The organism is Knoellia aerolata DSM 18566, from assembly GCF_000768695.1.
Classification (GTDB): Bacteria; Actinomycetota; Actinomycetes; order Actinomycetales; family Dermatophilaceae; genus Knoellia; species Knoellia aerolata.
Genome location: NZ_AVPL01000204.1, coordinates 1 through 348 on the forward strand (window position 1 = coordinate 1; position 348 = coordinate 348).

A 348-nucleotide genomic window follows, 5' to 3' on the forward strand; every position below is an offset into this window, starting at 1 on the left:
CAGCCGTCGAGCTCCTTGACGAGGTTGTGCCGCTGGCACACCCCCGCACCGTTGGCGGCCGCGGTCGAGCCGTCGTCATGCACCGCGGTGACGTGGTCGACCTGGACAGCCGGTGCGTCGCACCACGGGACGCGGCAGGTCGGGTCGCGCAGCTCGAGGAACCGGCGCAGCCCGCCGTGGAAGCGCCGACGCCGCGAGTCCAGGGCCACGAGGTCGCGACCGGTGGGGTCGGTGAACAGGCGCCGCAGCCACACGAACGCCGCTGCACCGCCGGCGTCTGTGCCCCCCGACGCGCAGGCGTCGATGTCGGCGGTCGGGCCCTGGCGCTCGAGGGCATCGCGGACCCAC

Annotated in this window: 1 pseudogene; it reads right to left on the reverse strand. The window is 75.0% G+C overall.

The window, feature by feature from the left end:
• A pseudogene (locus N801_RS21295) lies at positions 1-348 on the reverse strand (HNH endonuclease); the annotation flags it as partial.